The organism is Bartonella sp. ML70XJBT (assembly GCF_028618425.1).
GTDB lineage: Bacteria > Pseudomonadota > Alphaproteobacteria > Rhizobiales > Rhizobiaceae > Bartonella.
Map to the genome: position 1 here is coordinate 95,820 of NZ_JAQISX010000003.1, position 26,141 is coordinate 121,960.

The 26,141-nt window shown below is 36.8% G+C and carries 16 protein-coding genes and 1 pseudogene; 16 read left to right on the forward strand and 1 reads right to left on the reverse strand.

Annotated features, from left to right (window positions below; all coding sequences use genetic code 11):
- Nucleotides 1–25 precede the first annotated feature (25 nt).
- The 8 genes and pseudogenes from PVV65_RS02265 to PVV65_RS02300 all read left to right on the forward strand — a co-directional run bounded on the left by PVV65_RS02265 (nucleotide 26) and on the right by PVV65_RS02300 (nucleotide 14,672).
- The gene (locus PVV65_RS02265; RefSeq protein WP_273789048.1) at nucleotides 26–355 is read left to right on the forward strand and encodes a hypothetical protein; all 330 of its coding nucleotides are present in this window, start codon (nucleotides 26–28) and stop codon (nucleotides 353–355) included.
- 1,559 nt (nucleotides 356–1,914) lie between these two features.
- Nucleotides 1,915–2,748, forward strand: a complete 834-nt coding sequence (locus PVV65_RS02270) for an outer membrane protein (RefSeq protein ID WP_273789049.1) — start codon at nucleotides 1,915–1,917, stop codon at nucleotides 2,746–2,748.
- A gap of 338 nt (nucleotides 2,749–3,086) precedes the next feature.
- Entirely contained in the window at nucleotides 3,087–3,929 is an 843-nt protein-coding gene (locus PVV65_RS02275) for an outer membrane protein (protein ID WP_273789050.1), read from the forward strand.
- Nucleotides 3,930–4,558: 629 nt separating this feature from the next.
- Nucleotides 4,559–5,443, forward strand: coding sequence for an outer membrane protein (locus PVV65_RS02280; RefSeq protein WP_273789051.1), 885 nt, complete (start codon nucleotides 4,559–4,561; stop codon nucleotides 5,441–5,443).
- A 1,551-nt stretch (nucleotides 5,444–6,994) separates the two neighbouring features.
- Nucleotides 6,995–8,428: pseudogene (locus tag PVV65_RS02285) on the forward strand (ShlB/FhaC/HecB family hemolysin secretion/activation protein); the annotation flags it as partial.
- An 803-nt stretch (nucleotides 8,429–9,231) separates the two neighbouring features.
- Complete coding sequence (locus PVV65_RS02290) at nucleotides 9,232–10,836, forward strand: outer membrane protein (protein WP_273789052.1); 1,605 nt, start codon at nucleotides 9,232–9,234, stop codon at nucleotides 10,834–10,836.
- Between the two features lie 250 nt (nucleotides 10,837–11,086).
- Nucleotides 11,087–14,002, forward strand: a complete 2,916-nt coding sequence (gene ileS, locus PVV65_RS02295; protein ID WP_273789053.1) for an isoleucine--tRNA ligase — start codon at nucleotides 11,087–11,089, stop codon at nucleotides 14,000–14,002.
- A gap of 178 nt (nucleotides 14,003–14,180) precedes the next feature.
- Nucleotides 14,181–14,672, forward strand: coding sequence for a hypothetical protein (locus tag PVV65_RS02300; protein ID WP_273789054.1), 492 nt, complete (start codon nucleotides 14,181–14,183; stop codon nucleotides 14,670–14,672).
- 646 nt (nucleotides 14,673–15,318) lie between these two features.
- Here PVV65_RS02300 and PVV65_RS02305 read toward each other — a convergent pair.
- The gene (locus PVV65_RS02305) at nucleotides 15,319–15,765 is read right to left on the reverse strand and encodes a nucleoside deaminase (RefSeq protein ID WP_273789055.1); all 447 of its coding nucleotides are present in this window, start codon (nucleotides 15,763–15,765) and stop codon (nucleotides 15,319–15,321) included.
- Between the two features lie 271 nt (nucleotides 15,766–16,036).
- On the opposite strand from PVV65_RS02305, the gene PVV65_RS02310 reads away from it, so the two are divergent.
- The 8 genes from PVV65_RS02310 (at nucleotide 16,037) to lpxK (ending at nucleotide 26,129) form a co-directional block, all read left to right on the forward strand.
- The gene (locus tag PVV65_RS02310; protein ID WP_273789056.1) at nucleotides 16,037–17,431 is read left to right on the forward strand and encodes a pseudouridine synthase; all 1,395 of its coding nucleotides are present in this window, start codon (nucleotides 16,037–16,039) and stop codon (nucleotides 17,429–17,431) included.
- A complete protein-coding gene (rsmD, locus tag PVV65_RS02315; protein WP_273789057.1) occupies nucleotides 17,412–17,978 on the forward strand; it encodes a 16S rRNA (guanine(966)-N(2))-methyltransferase RsmD in 567 nt (188 codons plus the stop codon). Before PVV65_RS02310 ends, rsmD begins: the two co-directional genes overlap by 20 nt.
- Nucleotides 17,979–18,788: 810 nt before the next feature.
- A complete protein-coding gene (locus PVV65_RS02320; RefSeq protein WP_273789058.1) occupies nucleotides 18,789–19,235 on the forward strand; it encodes a hypothetical protein in 447 nt (148 codons plus the stop codon).
- A gap of 906 nt (nucleotides 19,236–20,141) precedes the next feature.
- A complete protein-coding gene (locus tag PVV65_RS02325) occupies nucleotides 20,142–21,473 on the forward strand; it encodes a TldD/PmbA family protein (protein WP_273789059.1) in 1,332 nt (443 codons plus the stop codon).
- Nucleotides 21,460–22,263 (forward strand): 3'(2'),5'-bisphosphate nucleotidase CysQ, encoded by an 804-nt coding sequence (locus PVV65_RS02330; RefSeq protein WP_273789060.1) that lies wholly within the window; start codon nucleotides 21,460–21,462, stop codon nucleotides 22,261–22,263. The genes PVV65_RS02325 and PVV65_RS02330 overlap by 14 nt, the downstream gene beginning before the upstream one ends.
- Before the next feature lie 46 nt (nucleotides 22,264–22,309).
- Nucleotides 22,310–22,555 (forward strand): DUF4170 domain-containing protein, encoded by a 246-nt coding sequence (locus PVV65_RS02335; protein WP_273789061.1) that lies wholly within the window; start codon nucleotides 22,310–22,312, stop codon nucleotides 22,553–22,555.
- A gap of 1,221 nt (nucleotides 22,556–23,776) precedes the next feature.
- Nucleotides 23,777–25,099 (forward strand): lipid IV(A) 3-deoxy-D-manno-octulosonic acid transferase, encoded by a 1,323-nt coding sequence (waaA, locus tag PVV65_RS02340; protein ID WP_273789062.1) that lies wholly within the window; start codon nucleotides 23,777–23,779, stop codon nucleotides 25,097–25,099.
- Nucleotides 25,089–26,129, forward strand: a complete 1,041-nt coding sequence (gene lpxK, locus PVV65_RS02345) for a tetraacyldisaccharide 4'-kinase (RefSeq protein ID WP_273789063.1) — start codon at nucleotides 25,089–25,091, stop codon at nucleotides 26,127–26,129. The genes waaA and lpxK overlap by 11 nt, the downstream gene beginning before the upstream one ends.
- Nucleotides 26,130–26,141: the final 12 nt, after the last annotated feature.

Consider the following 26,141-nt stretch of genomic DNA (forward strand, 5'->3'; position numbering starts at 1 on the left):
TGGATATTTCTACGAGGTCAAATTTATGAACATAAAATATTTTATTACAACTTTTGCTACTTTTTCTTCAATCTCTTTTGCTCAAGGGGCGGGCCTTTTGCCTTCTCACAAGTTTATAGAGAGCATATCTGCTGTTGTTCTTCCTAAAGATCTTTTTTTTAGAGAACAGTTGAGCAAGATCTTATCTGAAGTTGTTCAAATGGAACTTTCTTGCATAAATAACAGCCAATTCATAACAGCAGAGAAGTTAGTACCTGTGTCACATTCTGGTAAAAAAAAGTTTCAAAAACCTAAAAAAGGATCAGGAAAAGGCAAACGACCAAACTTATTCGCACGAAGTCCAATGAGTTATTAAAAAGTAAGAAAGCAACAGCAGAGAGTCTATGTCTGGGAATTGAATAAAGGAGATATTTTTTATCACTTTAAAACAGGGGGGAGTTATTTATTTGCGAAGGGATCATGATTATCTGCGGGTAATGAATGGTGCTGTTTGGAAAAGATAAGGGTAGGGAGGTTTTGGTGAAAGAATACAGTGGAGAATGGCGCTGGCTCGTTATAAATTTCATTGAATTATATAACGTGGAGATTTTGGATTACTCTATTATGTATGTCGCAAATTCTCTCATTTGAAGTTTGGTTATATAAAGGCATATAAATCTCCTTTATCTAAGTGTTTTTAGGATACGAGGTGGATTAAGAAATAGGATTTGGTCCAGATGTGGTCCATACGCCCTTGAGTTAAGTAAATCACATGAGCGGGAAACCAAGGCAAGCCCGCGTTTGGCAAGAATCTAGGTTGTTGCAGATAGAATCTGAAGAAGATTTTTCCTCAAAATCGAGGAGGAGTCCTGTAGTGAAGTGTAAAAAACTTTATTTTAATGTTAAACTTTTGATTTTTATTGGCAGGTTTCAATTATAGATAAAATATTCTTTATTGATCTCTGATTTAAAATATCAAAGAGCTTTTCTATCAAATTCATGATTTTTAAAGCAAGGTTTTGTTTAAAAACTTTAAGAAAAAATTCTTATTTTTTCAGCTTTAGGGAGAGTTTTTATACAAGTTTCAATATTTATCATACCGGTTGTTTGTTATGAGTCTTTTTTTTCAATTAGTTTATAAAGAGTATGAAATTGAGCGTAGACAAAGAAGGCTGAAGTTTTGAAAAAAGAATTTCTATGGGGTTGAGATAAAAAATGGCCAATCTTTCAAAAACAATAAATGCTTAAAGCAAAAACAAAGAGCGGGTAAATTAAATGTGATCTTATTGCAATCCATGAACTATTCGAAACTTTGTTTATGTGCGTATACATCCTATATAATAAAAAAACTCTCAAAGAGCTATGCGCCTTTTGTCTTGTAAATAATGAACTAAATACATTGTTTCTATAAATTTATCTGTATGAATTTAATGGCTCAGTTGCATTTGGCTTATTCTCAAGATCGTAATAGTTTTTTCGCTGTCCTTGATATTAAGAACTCTCATAAGAAGCCATTTTTAATTTTTCTGAAATAATTTTACACACACATGTGCTCGTTTCTAGTATGGAGGTGGGTAATTTGGGTTACTTTCAATAAAATGATTGAAGATGAGAGCATCTTCAATATTACAGAAGAAAAGATAATTTTTTCATTATAATCAAGAGGCGATCCTTCCATAGACAATAGCACATGCTTTCTACGGTGATGACATAGTTTTTTTGAAAAGTTCATAAAGAAGAAAAAATTTAGCGAGAGGAACGCATTTATGCATGGGCATCGTTTCATTCTCATTGACGACAGATCAAGTAATTAAGAGCACTTTGATTGGATTTTTGTTTTTTTTATGAGTGTATCATTTTTGCTACAGATATCTGAAGTTTGAGCTCTATATGGAATGACGTGTTCAAATAAATATTCAGCTATGGAGAGAAAATATGAATATAAAATGGTTAATAACAGCTTCTGCTTTCGCTTTTGTTTCAGTTTCAGCGGCGCAAGCAGCAGATGTTATTGTTCCCCCAAATCCAACACCGGTTGCTCCCGTTATTGTTGCTCCAACTTTTTCTTGGACAGGTTTTTACATTGGTGGGCAGATTGGTGGTTTTTCGGGTAAAACGAAGATGGATATTCTCGCTAAAGGACAAAAGATTCCAGTAAGTGATGATTATTTGCCTAAACTATCTGGTTTTATGGGTGGTCTTTACGGAGGTTCCAATATTGATCTCGGCAACGGCCTTATTTTAGGTGTCGATACAGATATCATGTGGTCTAATAAAGATGACACAAAGACAGGAAAAACATATGTCATTGTACCAGGTCATATCAACTATATTAACAAGATGTTAAAAGACGCTGCAATTAATATTGGTGAAAATGCACTTAAAGCAGGTGTTAAACGAACACACAGCTTCACTTTTAAAGAAAAGTGGGCTGGTGCAACGCGGGTGCGTATTGGTTTTGCGGCTGACCGTATTATGCCTTATGTTGCTGGTGGTATTGCCTATACACAGCTTCAAGATACTGCATCGATTTCAATAACAGATAAAGATTCAGGTAAAGTTATAGCTTCTGGTACTCTGTCTGATGAGACAAAGACCCTTGTTGGTTACACCCTTGGGGCTGGTGTTGATTTAGCCATGACCAATAATATTATTGTCCGTGCGGAATATCGTTACTCCGATTTTGGTAAAAAGAAATTCTCAAATGATAAATATGAGACTTCTTACAAAACCAATGATTTTCGTGTTGGTGTTGCTTACAAATTCTAACAGATGATCAGTTAAATAACAAAGAGGCTCTGTCAAGGAGAGAGCCTCTATCATTTTAATGTTGCTATATTATCACATATTCCATATTTTATCGTAGATATGAAAAAGGATTATTAGGGTTTTATTTAAAAAAATTTATAAACAAAAAAACAAAAAATATATTTAAAATCAATAAGTTATTTATATTCACAGTTTATAATTTCCCGTACAAAACAAAATTATGAAGTGATTGTATCTTCGGCAAACTCTCCATTTCCTGTGACTGTGTCATTTTTACTACAGCTTTTCTCCGTGTTATCTTGTAGCACTGTGCTCATAATAAATTAGGAGCAAAGTTTATGAATATAAAATCTTTAGTAACAACTTCTGTTATCGCTATAGCTGCAGCTTCTGCAGCACAAGCTGCTGATGTTATCATCCCTCGTGAAACAGCCCCAGCAGTGATTACAGCAGCCCCTGCCTATTCTTGGACAGGCTTTTATCTTGGTGCCCAGATTGGTAGTCGTTCAATGAAAACTGACAAAGGCTCTAGCACTTTAGGTTATCACGATCTTAAGCTTTCCGGTATGCTCGGCGGCCTATACACAGGTTACAATGTTGATCTCGGCAATGGTGTGATCTTCGGCTTGGATACAGATGTCTCTTTTATTGGTAAAAAAGATACAATTAACTCCCTTACAAAGTATATTGGAACTGGACTTAATAAAGATCTTGACACGATTAATCAACTCCTTGATGATGCTAAGATCGAAAGGAAAGATGGTCTAAAAGTTGCAAATGGGGATGAATACGTCGAAAGTATTACTATGAAAGAAAAGTGGTCTGGAGCGACCCGTGTTCGCATTGGTTTTGCTGCTGATCGTATCATGCCTTATATCGCTGGTGGTGTTGCCTATACGCAGATGCAAGGCATCACAGCACTTGAAGTGAAAAAAGATAGATTGTTGCCTGCAGAGAACAATGGTGGTAAGCTTATTGCTTCTGGTAACGTATATGATGAAACAAAGACTCTCGTTGGTTTCACCCTTGGTGCTGGTGTTGACTTCGCAATGACAGACAATGTTCTGTTACGTGCGGAATACCGTTACTCAGACTATGGTAAAAAGAAATACTTTAAAGACACAGCTGAACTTCAATACAAAACCAACGATTTCCGCGTAGGTGTTGCATACAAGTTCTAATTTCGTAAATAACGTAATTAATACAAGAAATATAAAGGTCTCGTTTAACGAGGCCTTTATTTTATTATATTATAAAGTCCTATCATTGAAGGCGATAGGCGCATATAAAACTTCCCACATGAGGTATTTATGTGGAGATGAATATTCTTGAGTAGAGCTTACCTCTAGAGTTACCTCGACTTAGGAGGCATCTTTCCATGAGTCACAGGAATATTTTTAGACAGGATTAGTCTATACTGTCTTTAAAGCAGAATATGAATCACTGAAACGATGACGATAGTTTGTTACAACATTATAGGCGGTGGCATTAACTGCACAATGACAAACAATGTCTCGCTACATATACAAATTGTCACTTAGATTTTGGTAAGAAGCAATTTGTAAAAAATTATCCGAAACTAGGCGACAAAGCCCATGACTTCCGTGTTGGAGTTCTTACAAGTTCTAATTTCGTCAAAAGAGCAATTATGAATACAAAGTATTAATAAAAAATTAAATTTCCAAGAAGTTTTTACCTTTAATAAAACCGCTGTTTTCTGGGCTTTTTATTTATAATTGTGATATTTTTACTACAGCTTTTTGCTCTGTAACTTTGTAAGATCATTTATAGTTAATTTAGGAGCAAAATTATGAATATAAGATTTTTAATGGCAACTTCTGTTGTCACGTTGATTTCAGTTTCTGCAGCAAATGCAGCTGATGTTATGATTCCTTATGAAGTTGCACCAGCAGTGGTTACAGCCCCATCATTCTCTTGGACAGGTTTTTATCTGGGTGGTCAAATTGGCAATTTTTCGAGTAAAACCAAAGTAACTATTCCAGGAGAAGACAAAGAGCTTTTCAAAAAAGATAATACACCAAGTCCTTCTGGTTTCATGGGAGGTATTTATGCAGGATCTAACGTAGACCTTGGAAATGGTCTTATTCTTGGTGTTGAAACCGATGCTGTTTGGGCAGACCGTGGAGAATCAAAAACAGCTCGTGAATCGACTCTTACTGAAAAAGATGCAACATTTTTTAATGATGCCCTTAAAAAAGCTAAGGTTGAACTAACAGGACAGCAAAATTTTATAGAGGATGACCAAGTAACGGAAACGCACAGTTACAAAGAAAAATGGTCTGGGGCTACCCGCGTTCGTATCGGTTTTGCAGCGGTTGACCGCATTATGCCTTATGTTGCTGGAGGTATTGCCTATGCGCAAGTGCAGGGTATTCAATCCGTTGCTGGAAAAGGAGAGAGAGCTAAAGTTGAGCAGAAAGCTGATGGGGGTGAAGAGTTACCAGAAGTAAATAAGCAAACTATAGATTTGACGGGTGGTACTTGGGCTGATGACACGAAGACAATGGTTGGTTTCACTATTGGTGGTGGCGTTGACTTTGCAATGACAGACAATATTCTGTTGCGTGCTGAATACCGTTACTCCGATTTTGGTAAAAAGAAATTCGCAAACGATACACGTGAGTTCAATTACAAAACCAATGATTTCCGTGTTGGTGTTGCATACAAATTCTAATTTCATAAAAATGATATTATAAACATAAAATAAACCTCTCAGAGGTTCTGTCATAGACAGAGCCTCTAGTTTTTCTATTACTATATTATTACACATCCTATATTTTATTTGTAGATGTAAAAAGATATTCTTCAGATTTTCTTAAAAATTTCTCATAAACAAGAGATAATAATTCCGCTGTAAGATCAATATTTTATCTATATTTATAACCTGCAACTTCTTATACGAAATGAAACTATGCAGCGTTTTATTTTGGATCATTCTCCATTTTTTATGGTTATATTATTTTTCCACAACAAGGTTTTTTCGTTTAAACTTATAACACAGTGCTCATAAATAATTGACCAATTAAAAAATCCATTAAGATCTTTCAGAAAGTTTTTAGCTATTGCTGGTGTTTTTTACGACGACCAATACCAACTATAATACATCTCTTATTAATTACTTGGTATGAAATATTGCCTATTGTACATCAGGATGAGTTCTCTCTTTCTTTTGGTCAATTTAGAGAGGCTATGCGATCAAACTCAAGTTTAGATTTAATGTTCTTACCCCATCTGTCGATAGAAAAGAAAGGGATCATGCCACTGCTTTGGGGAGAGAGCTTGTAGATTTTTTTTAGTTAGAGGATTAAAATCATAGGCATTGGCAATAAAAAAAATAGCAAACCTCTTCAAGAGAGATATTTTCGGCACTTTTATTACCAATATAAGTTTTCATCATAGTTTTTTGAAGTTCGTCATAAGAAAAAACATATTTTTTGCTATAGTAGCAATTATAAATTTATCATTATTGTTTTTTATTTCATGTGCAATTTCCCTATGACGTAAATCACATTTTTGTTCTTGAAAAATTATTTTTGTTTTTAGAAAGAGGAGAGATGTCTTCAGGGATTCTCGTATTTTCGCAAATATAGGTTAATCTACAAATCTCGGTATATCTAGAAATCTTAACTTTGCATAGACTTCAGGATTTCCGTAAACTTGACCACAGAATTTAGAATAAAGATGTATTTTTACATTATCATAAACACGAGCATAATCATACTTTCAGTAATTATCATCATAAGATAGTTTTATTCTTTTCAATATAACCACCTAGATTATCAGCCTTGATATAACCAAAATCACTTAAGACACGAAAGTGGTGTAAAGTAATGCCATAAAAAGTAAGGGTTTTATTCGTAAATTCGTATTTTTGCAGACTCTTGTTTATTAACAGGTACAGTTTTATTTACCATGTTATAGGAAGTTGTAGTGTTTTTTTTGATATAGTTTTCATAGCTAAATTCTTGTTGTTATTTAAATTTCCCATTAACACTCTATAAGAGTTGCTGGGTGTTAGAAAACATGACATATAGTCCGTTACTATGCTGGTTTATTGTCAATTAACTTATGCATTTCTTAAATATTTTTTTCAAATCGATAGCTTAAAAATGTCCTCTATTCTTGTCAGTTTTATCTATCAATTTTTATAGCTATAATTTTCTATAAATGGCTTGTGTATTTTTTTTATTTTTGCTTTTTATAAGATTAGAAATATTCTTATTCACGTGCCTTAACGCCTAAAAGCATTACAACGCCTCCTGAAGGAAAGCAGGAAGCACTTTTGGGGAGTGGATACTGCCTTACCATTCATGCTATTGTTGTTGATGGGGTCATGCATATAAAGAAGAGCTCCATAGCAGCGGTAACAGATCCTTATATTGGAAGATTATAGGTCTTGTCGATATTCAGCTCTTGATCAAGAAATTGACCAAGGTTTATTTAGATAAAGGCTATGTCACAGCGCGTTTTTATATTCCTGATCAAGACATCAAAAACAGTAAGACGCTAAAGTTTGTTGTTGTTGAGGGGAAGCTTTCGGATATTTATTACAATGGTTCACCGGCTTCTCCTTACAATTATGTTGTGTGGAGTGCTTTTCCGGGTTTGGAAGGGCATATTCTCAATATGCGTGATATTGAACAGGGGCTTGATCAAATCAACAGGCTGATTTCAGGGCATGCTAAAAGTGAACTCTTACCAGGGCGTGAATAGGGGAGCACCATTGTGAATATTAGCAATCAACCTGGTAAAGCTTTCAAAGTGACTGTTTCCCATGATAATTTAGGACAATCCTCAACGGGTTATGCACGTTATCATGCGGGTTTAAAGCTAGAAAATATTTTAGGGATGAATGATGCGTGGGATTTTGGTTATCAACGGAGTCAAACAGATTATTGGGGTGGAAGCAAGCAAGAGGGCCACAGCAATAACATTTCAGCAAGTGTAAGTATTCCGTACGGTTATTGGACCTTTGGTTTAAATGGCACTGTTTATAATTACCAAAGCATTATCCAAGGCAATTTTACAGATATTGAGACGACAGGGGATTCCAGTGAGTTACACGCCAGTATAAGCAGGGTTCTCCACCGCGATAGTGTTTCCTTGACAACTTTGAATTTAGGGCTTTCCTACAAAAGAACCAACAATTACCTTCTTGGGAATAAGATTGAAGTGGGGAGTCGTCAATATAGTGTTGCCAATTTTGGGATTTCGCATTCGCGCCAGATGTTAGGGGGAACTTGGACTTTTGATGCCAGTTATTTGCAAGGACTTCCCTTTTTTCATTCAGTCAAGAAACATGCGCCAGGAGCGGGGGATGCAGAGCCTCAATTTGCCAAATTTACCGGTACAATCAGTGTCATGACGCCTTTTAAGGTAAGGGGCTTTGACTTCATATTGAGCAATCTTTTGAGTGGTCAATATTCACCGCATAATTTATTAGCGACAGAGCAGATATCTTTGGGGGCTTCCAATGTTCGTGGCACGCGTGAGAGTTTGCTTTTTGGTAATAACGTTTTTTTTAGTCGGAATGATTTGATGCTGCGTACCATTCTGTGGCACAACAACAACGGGGTTCTTAAAAAAGTTTTTGGGAAAACGTCGCCCTTATGTTGGTTTGGACTATGGTCGTGTTTTTGCACAACCTTTGTATGGTTTTATAAGTCGGCACCATCGTTATATTTGCTAGCTCTCAATGTTGCCAGACCTTGCTTAAGACGGTTTATAAGAGTCATTTTTAGCCTTTTCTTATATATTTTTTTCCCACCACTACAGCCTCGCTTTTGACGTGCAAGAAAATAGTTTTTATTGATTTAAGATAAGAAAATCTTACGATATTTGAAATTCTCATTCAACATATAAAACAGTAAATTATCATTATAAATCAATTTATTGTCATGAATGAACAGCTTTCCGATTGGACAGTGAATGTCAAGCTTTCAGGGAGCATGATTTCTCTTGATGCCAGTTATTCCAGTATTTTCTGGAGTGCCGTCAAGCATAAAAAGTCAGACACGTTTTTTGCGTTTTTGTTTTTTGTGATTTCAGATACAAATAAAACATCAAAGATAGACCATGTTAGTAAATAGATGAAATTTTGATGGTCCTTGGGTAAAAAAGCCAATGATTGTTTTTTTACTATTTGCACTGGCATTGATTTCTCAATGATAAGCAATATTCTGTTGTCTGCAGAATACTGTTAGTGAGATTTCGATAAAAGAAAATTATAAAAAATATGATCATTAACAGTTATGCGAAAATTAAATGAAAATGGATCCAACTTTAAGACACATAATTTTAGTATGATTTAGTTGATAAATTTTCATTAAGTGCAAAATTAAATAGTTAAGAAGCCTTATTTTCATAATTTCTTTATTTTTTTGTGAGTGTGTTATTTTTGCTACAGATCTTTCAAAAAAGATGCTCTATATACATTTCATTTTGGATATTTGGAGAGATTTTATGAATACAAAACGTTTAATAACAGCGTCTATTTTTTCTTTAATTTCAGCATCCACAGCGCTAGCTGCTGATGTACTGATTCCTCATCAGACAACACCATCGGCTCCTTCTTCTACTATTGTTGCGCCCACTTTTTCATGGACGGGGTTTTATTTAGGTGTTCAGGCTGGTGGCTTTTCGAGCAAGGCTGATATGGCTCTTGTCGGTCAAGAAAAAAGTTTTCCACTGGATAAAGAATTCTCTCCTAAACTTTCAGGTTTTGCTGGTGGTTTTTATGCGGGGTCTAATATTGATCTCGGTGATAGCTTTATTTTTGGCGTTGATACGGATTTAATGCTGTCTGGAAAAAAACACACAAAGACTATTACTATAGGTGCAGCTGATAACGTTATAGTAAAAAATGCAGCGGGAAGGTCACGCAGATCAGCAGAAGTAGTACAGCCTACATCTACACAATCTGCTGCATCACAGCCCACTCAAGCACAAACTGGACAATCAAATCAATTAGCTACATCTGACAGTTCTAACAATGTTAATTCTACAAAAACAGAAAAAAAAGTGATGGTGGAAGGAGCATCGGGAGTTTCAACACCACCATCAAAAACGCCATCTGCACCTAAATCAACACCTTCTACCACAGAAGTAAGCTCACCAGAGCGGTCAACGCTTTCATCGGCGAGGTCAGACACAGGGAAGCAATCATCAGGACAGTTGTCATTGTCCTCATCGGGAAAGTCAGCTCAAGGACAATCAGCAGCGCTAGCCGTATCAACAGGACAGCGAGCAGCAGCAGCGTCTTCAAAGTCAGTTGCATCACCAGTTACATCTAAACCAATATCTTCCGTTTCATCGGAACAATCTATGGCAACAAAATCTACATCAGGACAATCATCGTTAGCAGCAAGAACAGTGCCGAGCGGAACTCTTGTACTCTCGAGATCAGGATCATCCAATGGGTCAGAGACAAGAGCTTCCAACGGAACAACTGGAACCCAACACGGGGGGCATCATAGTGCCTATGGTAGTGGACATTCTAATCCGCATGGTGCGTCTCACCCAGGTGGGCATGGCTCTAGTGCTAACCCACACGGTTCACATGGTGCTAACCCACATACTTTCCGTCCTCATGGAGTACAAAGTCAACAAGCAGCGGATAAGAGTGATTCCAGCGTATATGGTATAGAGCAAATAAAAAAGATGGCTTCTGAACTTGGTTTTGAACAAGGAGATGAAGTTGAAACTTTAAATCATACTTTCAAGCAGAATTGGGGTGGTGCTACACGGGTACGTATTGGTTTTGCTGCTGATCGCTTTATGCCTTATCTTGCGGGTGGTATTGCTTATGGGCAGTTCCAAGACACTGTATCAGTATCTGTTAAGGGTGAGGATGGAAGCGTTGTTTCTTCTAGAAACTTAACCGATGAAACTAAAACCATGATTGGTTACACTCTTGGTGGTGGCGTTGATTTCTCTGTGTTGGATAATGTGATTGTGCGTGCAGAATACCGTTACTCCGATTTTGGTAAAAAGAAATTTGCAAAGGAAAAATTTGAAATTAACTACAAAACCAATGATTTTCGCGTTGGTGTAGCTTATAAATTCTAATCTATTTTATAAGAGTAAATTTTAAAAGAGGCTCCACTATCGGTGGAGCCTTTATTTTTTTAAGCTTATTTTTTTAGTTTCTTTTTTTGCAAATTTCATGATAAAGCCCATAAAGTGTGATGATATATTTTCTTGATCGCTGTTTAACGAATGATAAGCTCGGCTTTCCCTATAGATAAAAACCAGAGTTGCAGAGTTCAGGGAAGTTATGCAAAAATGAAATCGTAAAAGTGGACAGGAATATTTCACAATGACTGTGAAAAATAAAACAATAGATTATTCAAAAACTCTTTATCTCCCACAGACAAATTTCCCTATGCGTGCAGGGCTTCCGCAAAAAGAGCTTGAGTTAATGGCGCATTGGGAAAATATAGGGCTTTATGCACAATTGCGCCAACAAGCAAAAGATCGTCCATTTTATATTCTTCATGATGGCCCCCCTTATGCAAATGGCCATATTCATATCGGGCATGCTTTAAACAAAGTTCTAAAGGATGTCGTTGTCCGTTCATTTCAAATGCGGGGATTTAATGCAAATTATGTCCCCGGTTGGGATTGCCATGGGCTTCCAATTGAATGGAAAATTGAAGAAAAATATCGCGCACAAGGGAAAAATAAGGACGAGGTTTCTCTTAATGAGTTTCGTCAAGAATGCCGTGAATTTGCACAACATTGGGTAACCATTCAAAGTGAAGAATTTAAACGCCTTGGTGTCGTGGGAGATTTTAAGGCGCCTTATACCACAATGGCTTTTCAAGCAGAAGCACGCATTGCGAGTGAATTGATAAAATTTGCGATGTCAGATCAGATTTATCGTGGTTCTAAGCCGGTGATGTGGTCTGTTGTGGAACGTACAGCTTTGGCAGAGGCAGAGATTGAATATCATGATCATGAATCAGAGATGATTTGGGTTAAGTTTCCGATTTTTGAAGCAAGCTCTGATGATTTATATGGTGCTTATGTCGTTATTTGGACAACAACACCATGGACAATTCCAGGCAATCGCGCCGTGAGTTATTCTTCGCAAATTTCTTATGGTCTTTACGAAGTTGAAAGTGCTGAAAATGATTTTGGTCCTCAAGTGGGAGAAAAGCTTCTCTTTGCAGACGCTCTAGCCATGAGCTGTGCAGAAAAAGCCAAACTTGTTTTAAAACGTTTGCGTGCTATTTCTGCTGACGAATTGAAAGCTCTTGTTCTTTCTCATCCGCTCAAAGGTTTGGCTGGAGCGTATAATTATAAGATTGCGCTGCTTGATGGCGCCCATGTGACAGAGAGTGCGGGGACAGGTTTTGTCCATACAGCACCAAGCCATGGGCGTGAGGACTTTGAAATTTGGAATGATTATAGGCTCTTATTAGAGCAAGCGGGGATTGATACATCAATACCCTTTCCTGTTGATGATGCGGGTTTCTATACGAGAGATGTTCCGGGTTTGGGACCGGATCGTGAAGGGGGGCCTGCACGTGTTATTGATGATCATGGCAAAATGGGTGATGCCAATAAAGAGGTTATTAACGCTCTCATAAAAGCAGATAGGCTGTTTGCACGTGGTCGTTTAAAGCATTCCTATCCTCACAGTTGGCGTTCAAAAAAGCCGGTCATTTTCCGTAATACACCACAATGGTTTATTTCAATGGATAAAGATCTTGGGGATGGTTCAACTTTACGCAGTCGGGCTTTGGAAGCTGTTTCAAAAACGCGTTTTGTTCCGTCTTCTGGACAAAACCGTTTATCTTCTATGATAGCAGATCGTCCTGATTGGGTTCTTTCTCGTCAACGCTCTTGGGGCGTTCCTATTTGTATTTTTGCTAATGAGGATGGTGTTGTTCTCAAAGATCAGCATGTAAATGAACGTATTTTACAGGCTTTTGCAGCAGAAGGGGCAGATGCATGGTTTGCTGAAGGAGCTCGTGAACGTTTTTTAGGGGATCGTGCGCATGAGCCTTGGGTCCAGGTTTATGATATTCTTGATGTTTGGTTCGATTCTGGAGCAAGTCATAGCTTTGTATTGGAAGATCGGGCTGATTTAAAATGGCCTGCAGATGTTTATTTTGAAGGTTCAGATCAACATCGTGGATGGTTCCAATCTTCTCTATTGGAAAGCTGTGGTACGCGTGCTTGTTCTCCCTATAAGACAGTGATCACACATGGTTTTACTTTGGATGAGAATGGTAAGAAAATGTCTAAATCCTTAGGCAATACGGTGGTTCCCCAAGAGATCATTAAAACATCTGGAGCTGATATTTTTCGTCTCTGGGTCATGACAACTGATTATTGGGAAGATCAGCGTTTAGGCAAAAAAATCCTTCAAACCAATGTGGATTCATATCGTAAACTACGCAATGCAATTCGTTGGATGCTTGGAACTTTAGCCTACGATGAAGGAGAAGAAATACCTTATTGTGCACTACCAGATCTTGAAAAATTTATATTACATCGGCTTTTTGAACTTGATCAATTGATTAATCACGCTTACGATGAATTTGATTTTAAAAAAATTATGCGTGCATTATTAGATTTTTCAATCATTGAATTATCGGCATTTTATTTTGATATCCGCAAAGATTCTCTTTATTGCGATGCGCCTTCATCACAAAAACGGAAGGCCTCTTTGCAGGTTGTTCGTGAGATTTTTGAGCGAATGGTGACATGGCTTGCTCCCATGTTGCCTTTTACAATGGAAGAGGCTTGGTTAGAGCGTTATCCAGAAAGCCAATCGGTGCATTTGGAACAATTTCGTTTTGTACCAGAAGAATGGCAAAACGAATCTTTGGCTGAGCGTTGGAAAAAAATTCGGCAGGTCCGTAAAGTTGTGACAGGAGCTTTAGAGCTTGAGCGTGCTGATAAGCGTATTGGATCCTCGTTAGAAGCAGCTCCTATTGTTTTTATTTCCAATCCTGTTCTACGAGAGGCATTAGAAAATGTAGATATGGCAGAAATCTGTATCACCAGTGCTCTCACAATTGTGCAGGATCCAATGCCTTCTGATGCTTTTACTTTGAATGATGTTGAAGGTGTTGGTGTATATCCAGAGAAGGCGTTGGGGAAAAAATGTGCTAGGTCATGGCGTTATACACAGGATGTTGGGAGTGATCCAGCTTATCCGGATGTTTCTGCTCGTGATGCAGCTGCTTTGCGAGAATTAAAAATTCTTGGCAAGATCTAAAGTTTTAGATCAAGGAAAAGAAACGCGAGGAGATTTCCCATATTGATGAATATCGTTTTTTATGGTAGGGAGTAAATTCCGTTGTTTTATCTGCAGGGGGGAAATTTTGTGTATGGACCATTCTCTCATAAATAGCGGGAATATTAATCAGCCATATACTTGGGAAATGGAATAAGCAGTGAGAAAACATGAAGTAAAAATATTTCCAACAGGAATTTTAGGTATATGCTTTGTTTTAGCGGGATGTAATTTATCTGCTCCCACTTATGGGACAAATAAACCCGTTTCGATACAGTTTTTTGAAGATGTTGCTAATATTGCTTCATTAACACCAGTAAATAACAGCAGTAAGATTGTTATAAAACCTCGCCCAGAACTTGTGATACCAAGTCCTAGTGCACGTCAATTTTTGCCGGTGCCACAACAAGATAGATCTGTCAATAAAGGCGCAGCATCAAAACAGCATCAAGAAAGTCCTTCTTTTCCTCACAAAGGATCTTCAGTTAATGGCGTTAGTTCAGAAAATCCTTCACAGTTGAAGGCTAAACAACGGCAAGAATATTTACGTCGTCAAAGAGCACAAGTTGGAAGTCCAAAATACCGTCGCTATCTCACGGAACCGCCTTTAAGTTATCGCCAACCGGCAAAGACTGCTCCTATTACTCGCTAGGGAAAGGGAAAAATATTAAAATATGTGAGATATTCTTCTTATTACTTATAAGACCAAGTCCCTCGTCCACTCAGAGCTTTCCCTTTGCGGTAGAGGAGTATTTGCATGAAATAGCAATATGGCAATAGCTTCAAGAGAGTGGTGCTGTGTTTTCCTCACAAGAAATATCTATCAAGGTTTTCGAACCCATTTCACAGCGTCGCTTGTTTTGAGGATATAACGTAAAATTCATTGTGTACAACCATCTTTATGCTTATGAAGGAGCACTGGGTATCATCATTGTATTTTTTACTAGCCTTTGCATTTGAATATCTTTATAAAGGATATTTTTAGTCTTTTCTAAATTGTTTTTTATTCAGAAGATAATTCACTTTGTGATGTGCAAAAAAGAGATTTTTATTGATTCGCTATAAACAGATTTGAAATGAGCGTATTCTACGATCTTTTGGACTTTATATTTTATAGATAAAATAATGAATTATTTTATAAATGAATGAATCAATCTAATAGAAGTACTATGCAGTGTTAAAAGAGTGTTAGAGGAAAATACTTCAAAAGAGCTTTCGCTATATTAGAAGGATTAATCATCTTTTTTAAGGAATAGAATAGCTTCTAAAGAGTGAAAGCTATGGATAAAGAATTGTTTTTAGCATCGCTTTTGTATAAAAAAATCTTTCAGTAATTGAGCAGCTTCTGTTTCTTTAAAACCAGAATAAATTTCAGGTTTGTGGTGACAGGTTGGTTGCTGATAGAAACGTGGGCCATTTTCTATAGCTCCTCCTTTGGGATCATTTGTTGCATAATACAGACGTCGTATGCGTGCAAATGAAATGGCAGCAGCACACATGGCACAAGGTTCAAGTGTTACGTAAAGATCACAATCAGAAAGCCTTTCATTTTGCAATACTTCGCAAGCCATACGGATTGCACGCATTTCTGCGTGTCCTGTCGGGTCATAGGCAGATTTTATAAAATTACCAGCACGTGCGATGATAGCTTTTCCATGTGTAATGACAGCACCTACGGGAACTTCATCTTTTTTTGCAGCCCACTGCGCTTCCAAAAGGGCTATTTCCATAGGCGTTAAAGTCATAATGTTCTTTCTATTGACGGCATAGAGAATTTAAAGATTTCTCGATAAGGAATGCTATGAAATGGATAATTTATTATGCTTTTATAATAAATGGAAGGAATACCTTTATTTTTTAAATGTTTAAAACAAACCTGCAAGTCAATGGATACGTTATTGTTGTTAAAGGATAGAAAATGATAAATGATTGTGCTACTTCCTCTTTCAGGATAAGCGGTATGGTGCATATGAATAATTTTCTGAACGTACTGGGAAAAATTGGTTTGAAACGCAAATGAATGAAAATAATGAGAGTGAACGGATTGCTAAAAGGTTAGCGCGTGCGGGCGTTGCCTCGCGTCGAGATGCAGAAATGATGATTGTTGCAGGTCGTGTTTCTGTGAATGGTATAGTTGTGACAACGCCTGCTTTTAATGTTAGCCGCTCTGATGTTATTAAAGTTGATGGCAAACCTTTACCTCCTATAGAACGAACGCGTTTATGGCTTTACCATAAACCAGCAGGGCTTGTCACCACGAACCGTGATCCGGAAGGTAGACCTACAGTATTTAGTCATTTACCGAAAGGAATGCCGCGCGTTCTTTCTGTTGGAAGGCTTGATATTAACACAGAAGGGCTTTTGCTCTTAACCAATGATGGTGGCTTAGCGCGCGTATTAGAGCTTCCTGTAACGGGATGGGTACGCAAATATCGTGTTCGTGCTCATGGAAGCGTAAAGCAGAGCGCGCTGGATAACCTTAAAAATGGTATTGCAATTAATGGTATTTTTTATGGTTCGATTGAAGCTTCAATTGAACGGGAACAAGGGTCTAATATATGGCTTTCTGTCGCTTTGCGAGAAGGAAAAAATCGTGAAATAAAGAATGTGTTAGGGGCATTGGGATTATCTGTTAATCGTTTAATCCGTGTCTCTTATGGCCCATTTCATCTCTCTGATTTAGAAGAAGGAGCCGTACAAGAGTTAAAGGGGCGGATGTTACGAGATCAGTTGGGAGAGCGTTTGATTATGCAAGCCAATGCCGATTTTGATGCTCCTATTCTGAAACCTTTTTCAAATTCTGCAGTTGTTGCAGAAAAGCAAAGACACAAGGATGTTTCTGTTGCCAATGATGGTTGGGTTTTCTCAAGTGAAAGAGCGATACGGCGCAGCACGAGAGATCGTTCTGTTAAGCATGGTCGCGCACGGTTAAGGACAAAGCCTTATGAGAATAAAGGAAAAAATGAGGAAGAAAAAGCGGAGCGTTTTCTACCGCGTTCTCGCCGTGCAAATGTTTGGATGGCTCCTGGTGCACGTCCGCAAAGTGCACGGAGGAAGCTGTCCTATAGTGAGGAGAAATCTCATGATCGTAAAAGCGATTTGGCTGGTAGAAAATCATTTCATCGAGGCAAAGAAAAATTAAAAGACAATCACTTGAAGAAAGAGAAGGGGGAGTGTTTTATTCAAAAACGTGGCAAGACATCTTACGATGAGACGCGTGTATTTGGTAAGAAAGATCACTTTTCTAAGGATAAAGAGAAAATGATAAGAGGTGGTCGTGATGAGTGTTCTTTTGAGAGAAAGAAAAAGGTAAAATCGTTTAGTGGTGCTCTGAAAAAATCTAAATCACATCAAGATGGTGCAAAAACTTTGAAGAGATTTGGAGGTCCGCGTGCGGATCATCGGCGGTAAATTTGCTGGGCGTGTTTTGTTTTCGCCTGTTGATCAGTCAATTCGTCCAACGAGTGATCGTACGCGAGAAAGCCTTTTTAATATTCTTTCTAGCCGTGAAGTACAGTTTTGGACAAATAAACGCATCCTTGATCTGTTTGCTGGTACTGGTGCTTTAGGTATTGAAGCCCTTTCACGTGGAGCAAAAGCTGCTGTTTTTGTTGAAAACTCGGTTGAGGGGCGCGGGTTGCTTCAAAAAAATATCGAAGCCTTTGAATTACAGTCGATCGGACGGATTTTGCGTCGTGATGCAACCAAACTTGGTAAGATTGGAACAATGCTTCCATTTGATGTTATCTTTGCTGATCCTCCCTATAGCCGTTGTTTAGGTGAACGGGCTTTTGTAGAAGCTTTGCGAGGGGGATGGGCAAAAGCGGATGCACTCTTTATACTTGAAGAAAAAAAAGATACAATCATTCATTTACCCGACGTTTTTTATCTCGATGATGAACGTTTTTATGGTGAGACAGCAATACGTCTTTATAAATTACGATTGCTTACATCTTGAGGAAGTTCTTTTTTTATCCGGTTGGACGAACAAAAACTGCTTTACAGTTTCCTTCATTTTATATGGTTTCTTTAAAGGTAAAGCAGAAAATCAATAAAAGATTCTAAGGTTAAAGGAATTGATGAATTTTACTTTTATTATGTTTTTGTCTCGATCTCTTATTTTTTGAAGTTTTTTGATAGCTTCAAGAGCGTGCCTTTTACGATATACGCTCTTTGAATATAGAGAGGTCATCTGATCTTCTATTCAGCAAAAAATTGCTTTGAGTTGTAATACTATTACACCTGAATAGAAGTATGTATTGCTGCTCATTTTTGTAAGTTATGGGCTGATTTGTTAATTTCAGCTACATTAAAAGTGTAACACATTGTCAAACTATCGTGTATTATTAGCTTTATTACAGATGAATGTTTTTTTCCAATATAATATATATTTCACGACTATAATTATAATCTTTTTTGTCTAATTTCTTTCAGCTATATCTTAATCATCAACTTCTCATTAGCAGTTGCAAGCTTTAAGCTATGTAGTCTGTTGATATCTTAAATAGTGTGTAAATTCTCTCTTTGTTATTGTATGGACTTAAAAACAGATATTTTTATTTAAGGTAGACAATAATATTAATATTCATTGATACTGAATATTTGTGTGTTTATTTTATTAATATCGCTTATTGATTTAATCATTTCCTATTCCTATTAAGGACAATTAAGAAGATTAAATATCTTATCGTTATGTAGTTTTAAAAGTAATTGATATATTACTCTTTGTCACTAAAGATACCTGATTTTGTAAAAAGGGGAGATTATTATGTTTAAATGGACCTATAGTGAAGAAATTAGTACACAAGCAAGTGCAGAGCAGATTTGGTCTATGTGGCAAGACGTAGCAACATGGCCTTGCTGGGACAGTGAACTTGAGTGGGTAGAGTTTTCTGGTGCTTTTAAAGAAGGCGCTGTAGGACGCATGAAACCTAAAAAAGGACCAATAGTAACTTTTACACTTGATAAAGTCATAAAAAATGTTTGTTTTTCTGATTATGCAAAACTTCCTCTTACACGCATGAGTTTTGATCATGAATATATTTGTTCAAAGAAATCTGGTTCTTCAAATAACAAAATTCGTCATACTGTAACGATGTCTGGTTTACTTTCTCCTTTCTTTGGAATGATTATTGGATCAAAAATTAAGTTACATCTTCGCGAGGCTATGGTTGAAATGAGTAGACGTGCTCTTACTGAAAATAAATCCATTTGATGTGTCTTCATAAAGAAGTTGATCTTTTAAAAAGATGAAAAAATCATGGCCTTGTTAAAATGAAATCAGTTATGAGTATATCACAAACCAATGAGCTTTTTAGTGAGCCATTGCGTGTCAAATCATCTTACGGGATTAATTTTTTCCTAAAGATCTTATGGAATTTTATTTTATATATAAAAGTTGATAAAATGATTTTTTTTATTAAAAAGATGAAAGATTCTCAACGGAATGCACTAAAACTTTAGAAAAAATTCTACAATTGTAATTTTTTTGAGATAAATGTAAAAAGACGTTTTTTATGACATTACTTATCATAGATAAAGAAGTTTTTGACGGCTCATTTTGTTGAAATAATTTAATGAAAAGACCGTATTTTTTAGGCTGTTGATATTTTATTTCATTGACAAGATTACTATTTTTTTATGAGAGAGCTTATAAAAGTAAGAGAATATCCAAAAAGATAAGTCATTTTCTTGATTTTTGCTTGAGAATTAAAGAAAGTTATAGGAATGAGGAAAGTTATTTGACACTCTAGAGGACAAAAGGTGTGTGATTTAGGTTGTTTTATGCTTTTTGAATTTTTGAAGATTTTGGCTTAAATAAAAGAGTTATTGCTAAGTCTTCTATTGATTTACGAAGTTTTCTATTGATCTGATTGTGAGTTGCAGATTGGGCATTTAAAATGATAAGGGCCCATAAGAAATCTTGAAACTAAAGAGATTTTACGACATATTACCTCTTTTCATAAAGAAGCTAAAAGGAAATGATTTAATGCATTAAAAAAAGAATGCATAAGACGAGCATAATTTTATGAATGAACAAACAAAAACTCTATTCTGATGTGTATGAATTTGTCAGAGTGCTTATCAATGTAAATAATAAAATATTTTAGGGAGTCTATGAATGACTGACAAGAACCAGATTGAGAAAGCGGTTTCATTGGTTGAAGCGGCAAGGCGTTCTGGGGCGGATGCTGCTGATGCTGTTATTATTCATGCACATTCCACCAGTGTATCTGTTCGTTTTGGGAAAGTCGAATCGACAGAAGCAGCCGAGAGCAATGATTTTACTCTAAGGATTTTTGTTGGAAAAAAAGTAGCAAGTGTTTCTGCTAATTTAGCCTCTTATCCGCAAGAACTCGCAGAACGTGCTGTTGCAATGGCTAAAGCTTCTCCCGATAGTTTATTTGAAGGTTTGGCAGATAAAGAATGTTTAGTTAAGAATCCTAAAGATCTTGATCTTTTTGATGATTTTGTACCCAATAGTCATTTTTTAACAGAAGATGCTTTAAAAACAGAAGCGGCAGCTCTTGATGTGAAAGGCGTAAGCAATTCTGGTGGCGCTACAACAGCGTATGGCCGTAGTGGGTTTACTCTTGTAACCAGCGATGGTTTTTGTGGCACCTATCGCTCCAGTTACTTCTCGCGTTCTTGCAGTGCTCTTGCGGGGGAAGGGATACAGATGGAGCGGGATTATGATTACACAACAGCCTTACATTTTTCTGATTTAGAGGACGCAGAAATTGTGGGAAAAAATGCAGGGCTTGGTGCTGTTCAGCGTGTGGGGGCCGTTCGTGCAGCAACAAGAGGCGTTGATGTTATTTTTAATCCACGTACAGCTCGCGGAATTGCAGGGCATATCGCATCTATGGTCAATGGAGCTTCTGTGGCTCGTAAAACGAGTCTTTTACAGAACTTCTTAGGCAAGCCAGTGATGAAGTCTAATGTTAATGTAACCGATCAACCTTTGCGATTACGCGGAAATGCTTCTCATCCTTTTGATGGAGAAGGAGTAGAGGGGCAAACACTCAATATTATTGAAAATGGTATTTTAAAAAACTGGCTTCTTTCATCATCCACAGCACGTGAATTGGGACTTCAAACAAATGGACACGGTGTGCGTTCGGGGTCATTAGTGCAGCCGACAAGTACAAATTTTGCTATTGAACCGGGTTTAGTATCACCTTACGATATGATAAAAGACTTAGGAAATGGATTTTATGTGACAGAATTATTCGGCCATGGCATTGATTTTGTTACCGGTCAGTATAGTCGGGGTGCTTCTGGTTTTTGGATTGAAAATGGTGAAATTGCTTATCCGGTGAGTGAAGTAACGCTGGGTTCTGATTTGCTCCATATGTTAGCACATTTAACACCTGCCAATGATATTGATCGGCGTTATGCGACAGCGGCTCCAACATTGTTAATTGAAGGGATGACACTTGCAGGAAAATAACACGCATCATTCTTCTGATTTAAATCTTTTGCGTGAGGTTTGTCGAGAGGCAGGAGATTTAGCAATGCGGTATTTTGGATGCACGTTGGATGTTTGGATGAAAGAGGGTAATTCACCGGTCAGTGAGGCAGATTTTGCTGTTGATCATTTTTTGAAAGAGAAGCTTCTTGGGGCACGTCCAAATTATGGATGGATTTCAGAAGAAACAAAAGATAATAGAAAACAACAAAGTTATGAGCGTTCCTTTGTGGTTGATCCTATTGATGGAACACGAGGTTTTCTTTCTGGAAGCCCTTATTGGTGTATTTCAGTTGCTATTATCGAGAATGGTCGTCCTATTGTGGGCGTTCTACAATGTCCGGCTCAAGGAGATGTTTATGCAGCTGTCACGGGGGGAGGAGCAACATTAAATGAGATAAAACTTCCTCGTTTAGCCTTTCAGGCTCATCGAAAATATAAAATTTCTCTTGATAAATCGCTCGCACAAAAATTACCCGATGATTTTCGCAACCGAGTCAGTCTTTACCGGTATCTTCCCTCTCTTGCTTATCGTATTGTTCTTGTTGCTCAAGATGAGATCGATATCGTATTAGTTCGTCCGAATTGTCATGAATGGGATATTGCCGCGGCTGATCTTATTTTGCAGGAGTGTGGGGGGCGTTTTTTATCGCTTGATGCCCCTTTATTATTTTATGGAGTTGAACCTTATCAATATGGACTTTTAATTGCTGGTAAAAATAATTGCTGTCAGGATATGATAGATGTTGTTCATCAAGCAAAGTTAGTTTAATCACATAAAAGCACGCTAAAATTATCTGAATGATATGGAGGCACATATGACTAAAACCAATGAAAAAAAACAATATTTACACCTTGTATTTGGTGGTGAATTAAAAAATCTTAAGAGTAATCAATTTAAGAATCCTGATGATTTAGATGTGGTTGGTATTTTTTCAAGTTATCAATCCGCTCAAGAAGCATGGCAGGCAAAAGCGCAAAGAAGTGTAGATAATGCATTACAACGTTATTACATCGTGGATTTGCATCAGCTTTTTGATACTGAAACAGGCGATGCAGAATAAAGTTTGAATATTTGGTCATTATATCCGCTATCTTATACTCATTTATCATGCTCTCTCAGAGGTATGTCATTTAAGAAAAATAGAATACCATAGAAGAAAATGCTATTATTGTTGTAACTTATATGATTTCCTAAGGAAATATTTCTCAAGGCGTCAAATCTATTTCATAATGGTATTCGCGCAAGGGATAAGTCCATATATATCACTATCTTTTACGCTTAAAATATGAACAAAAATGCAAGTTTTCACCTTTGTACATTTTGTTAAAATATTAGAATAGACTTTCGCACTTGAGATAGGGCATAAGAGAGAGGCATAGTTATTCCTTTTTTCAGTATTTTTTATCTATATTTCCTCTACCTGTGGTGCGTAAGCAAAAGGTTTTGATTGCTTCAACATAAGGTGGCTGTAAATAATTGAGGGCAAGTTACGCAATGGTAAATCATTATACATCAATATACTACCTAATTATACGAACATCGTGTGATTAAGTTTCTGGATTCAATGTTAGAGTGCGTAAAAGAATTCAAAAAAGAGGCGGTACGTTTAAGTGCCTTTGGTAAAATATAGCATTTACAGATGACAAGATGGTTTGCACAGGTTTTTATTGTGAAAGCAATAAGGTATATTCCTTTATTTATAAGATAGATTTAGATGACAATTGCAAAGGCACAAAGGCGCGTGTTACTCATTTGTTATCGTTTTTTACATAAGCAGTATTGTCTCGGAATTTTTTTTGTTCTCAAGTTGAGAAATTTTTTCTCTATTTTTTCTTGATTGTGCAAAGATAAATATAGAATTTACAAAACAGTGTAAGTGTAACATGATTGTGATTGGAATAGAAAGTGTACAGCATATCATGTTTATGAAAAATATTAACGTGTGAAATGCCTTTAAATCTGAGAAAAAATATAGCTATGAATGTGGATATTCCATATGAAAGAATGAAGAAAGCTGGGAAAAAGACATTGTATAGTCAATGATCTGTTCATTCTATTGTATTTTGTGTATATGTTATCCTTATAGGAAAATTTTTGAAAAAGGGGATAAAATTATGTTCCTTTTCTCTTGGTATCGTTAATTTTTTTTATGGGAGAAATGTTTTTTTATCCAAGATACGGTTAGTCTTAAAAAACATGGATGTAAACCAATAGTGTTGATGAATTTTTTAATAAAATAAGCCTATAGATATCTCAAAACAGCAGGATGAGGTGATGGTAAATGGTAGAATTAAAAGCACATGTGGCTCTTTTAACCTATCGGATGATTGGCTTTTGCTTATATCCTGTTATCCCTTTTTATTTGTTTTTTCGTGCTATTCGTGGAAAAGAAGAGTGGTATCGCAAGAAAGAGCGTTTAGGTAAAAGCTCTCTTCTACGTCCTCAGGGTTCATTAGTTTGGTTGCATGCAGCAAGTGTGGGAGAAACATTTGCGCTTTTCCCACTTATTAATCATATTTTATCATTAAAAATCAATATACTATTGACAACGGGGAGTGTGACATCTTCCTTTCTTGTGAAAAAACATTTTGGGAATCGGTTGATTCATCAATATGCGCCTTTGGACTTAGATTTTGTCGTGCGACGTTTTATTCGTCATTGGAAGCCTGATCTCGTTTTGGTTTGTGAATCAGAAATTTGGCCTCTGCGTATTAAAGAACTAGCCAAAATGCGTATTCCGCAGATTCTGGTTAATGCCCATATGTCTGAACGTTCTTTTAAAGCGTGGCAAAAGCGCGCCGTTTTTGCCAAACATATTTTTGAGGATATTGATTTGGCGATTAGTCAGAACGAAAGAGATGTCGTTTATTACCATACACTTGGCGTAAAATCTGTTACGTTTTCTGGTAATCTCAAGGCTGATGTTTTTTTGGTTGAAGATCAAGCATTGCTTGCACGTTACCGTAATGCTATCGGTAACCGTCCAGTTTGGGCCGCTATTTCAACACATGAAGGGGAAGAAGAGATAGCTTTTGAGGTTCATAAGATTGTTAAAAATTATTTGCCAGATTTATTGACAATTATTGTACCTCGTCATCCTGAACGTGTAGAAGATCTTATCAAAAAATGTAACAATCAGAGTTTATGTTTTATTCGGAGAAGCAGAAATGCTATTCCAGATATGAATACCGACATTTTATGGGGAGATACGATTGGAGAAATGGGGCTTTTTCTTCGTTTATCGAAAGTTTCTTTTGTTGGTAAGTCGTTATGTGAAAAGGGGGGACATAATCCATTGGAATTGGCTTTACTGGATTCCGCTATTTTAACGGGACCTCATGTTTCAAATTTTCAAGAGATGTTCGAACGATTTTTAACGTGTGATGCAGCATATATGGTTCAAGATACAAAACAGCTTGCGATTCAGGTGTATAAGCTTTTAATAAATGAAACATTGCGACAAGAAATGGTTGATAAGGCTCATGAAGTGGCAACAGGTATGGCAGGTGCACTTGAGCGTACATTAAAGATTTTAGATCCATTTTTACAACCCCTTGTCATACAAACAGGTTTACGTCAGCGTCAGGGTGGATATGCATATTAACGCCCCTCATTTTTGGTGGAAAAATAAAAGCTTTTTGCGTTTTTTATTAGCTCCAATTTCATGGGGATATGGTTATTTTGCACATCGTTTTATGGCAAGACAGCCTCCCGCAATTGATCTTCCGGTTTTATGTATTGGAAATTTTACATGCGGTGGTACGGGTAAAACGCCAGTTGTTATTGCTTTTGCCAAAGTGGCTAAAGAACTTGGTTTTGTTCCTGGTGTTGTATCACGTGGTTATGGTGGAGATGTTAAAGGAGTGCATCTTGTAAATGAGAAAGATGACACTGCCCGCGATGTTGGAGATGAAGCCCTTTTACTGGCACAGCATGCTTTTGTCGCTGTATCGGTTAATCGTTATGCTGCAGCACAACGGCTGAAAAAAGAGGGATGTAATCTTATTTTAATGGATGACGGTTTTCAAAGCCGCCGTCTTTATATGGATTATGCGTTACTTGTTGTTGATGCGATGCGTGGTTTGGGTAATGGAGCTGTCTTTCCAGCAGGACCTTTACGTGTTCCATTAAAAACGCAATTTTCTTTTATGGATAGCGTTTTATTAATTGGTCATCCAGATGGGAGTGATAATGTTGCTTTTCTTGTTGCCCAGACTGGAAAGCCTTTGCATCGAGCTCATCTTAAGGCAAGTGCTTCTGATGAGGTTTCAGGAAAATCATTTTTAGCATTTGCAGGAATTGGCAATCCAGATAAATTTTTTCAATCCATTAAAGAATTGTCTGGTCATGTGGCACAAACTTATACCTATCCAGATCACTATTTTTTCACTCATAAAAATTTAACAAGCCTTGTACAAAAAGCTCAAATGCACAATTTATGGCTAGCAACAACGGCTAAAGATTATATCCGTATACAGACAATTCATACGCAAAAAGATTTGAAAAATCTTATTGTTTTTGATGTAGAAGTCGATTTTTTTCAAAAAGATTTCTGTCGTATGCTCATTGAGAAGGTTATAACTCGCTTTAGAAAACGTTCCTGTGAATTTTCTTATCAGAAAGGCAAAGGCTAAATTTATAGCTTT

Coding starts and splice junctions, on each gene's coding strand:
- PVV65_RS02265 (WP_273789048.1), top strand. CDS start 26: ATGAACATAAAATATTTTATTACAACTTTTGCTACTTTTTCTTCAATC.
- PVV65_RS02270 (WP_273789049.1), top strand. CDS start 1,915: ATGAATATAAAATGGTTAATAACAGCTTCTGCTTTCGCTTTTGTTTCA.
- PVV65_RS02275 (WP_273789050.1), top strand. CDS start 3,087: ATGAATATAAAATCTTTAGTAACAACTTCTGTTATCGCTATAGCTGCA.
- PVV65_RS02280 (WP_273789051.1), top strand. CDS start 4,559: ATGAATATAAGATTTTTAATGGCAACTTCTGTTGTCACGTTGATTTCA.
- PVV65_RS02290 (WP_273789052.1), top strand. CDS start 9,232: ATGAATACAAAACGTTTAATAACAGCGTCTATTTTTTCTTTAATTTCA.
- ileS (WP_273789053.1), top strand. CDS start 11,087: ATGACTGTGAAAAATAAAACAATAGATTATTCAAAAACTCTTTATCTC.
- PVV65_RS02305 (WP_273789055.1), bottom strand. CDS start 15,765: ATGACTTTAACGCCTATGGAAATAGCCCTTTTGGAAGCGCAGTGGGCT.
- PVV65_RS02310 (WP_273789056.1), top strand. CDS start 16,037: ATGAATGAAAATAATGAGAGTGAACGGATTGCTAAAAGGTTAGCGCGT.
- PVV65_RS02320 (WP_273789058.1), top strand. CDS start 18,789: ATGTTTAAATGGACCTATAGTGAAGAAATTAGTACACAAGCAAGTGCA.
- PVV65_RS02325 (WP_273789059.1), top strand. CDS start 20,142: ATGACTGACAAGAACCAGATTGAGAAAGCGGTTTCATTGGTTGAAGCG.
- PVV65_RS02335 (WP_273789061.1), top strand. CDS start 22,310: ATGACTAAAACCAATGAAAAAAAACAATATTTACACCTTGTATTTGGT.
- waaA (WP_273789062.1), top strand. CDS start 23,777: ATGGTAGAATTAAAAGCACATGTGGCTCTTTTAACCTATCGGATGATT.
- lpxK (WP_273789063.1), top strand. CDS start 25,089: ATGCATATTAACGCCCCTCATTTTTGGTGGAAAAATAAAAGCTTTTTG.